Raw genomic sequence first — 330 nt, forward strand, 5'->3', positions numbered from 1 at the left:
GTTTCTTTATTATATCTTTTCCCATCACAATTATCACATTTAACATAAACAGGTGGTAGGTAATTCATTTCAATTTTTACAACACCATCACCTTCACACTTATCGCATCTTCCACCCTCAACATTGAAACTAAAACGACCTGGCTTATATCCTTTAGCTTTTGATTCCGGTAGCTGTGCGAATAGATCTCTAATAAATGTAAAAACTCCTATATATGTTGCGGGATTGGAACGTGGTGTTCTACCGATTGGCAATTGGTCTATTTCAATAATTTTATCAATAAATTCATCACCTTCAATACTGTCAAAAGGTAATGGATAATCGTATGAT

Annotated in this window: 1 protein-coding gene; it reads right to left on the bottom strand. The window is 33.9% G+C overall.

All coding sequences use genetic code 11. The annotated features are described in order from the left end of the window. Positions 1–330: hypothetical protein (locus N2712_08095; protein MCX8029938.1), on the bottom strand; the 330-nt coding region annotated here is incomplete at both ends.

The sequence above is a fragment of the Brevinematales bacterium genome (assembly GCA_026415355.1).
GTDB lineage: Bacteria > Spirochaetota > Brevinematia > DTOW01 > DTOW01 > SKYB106.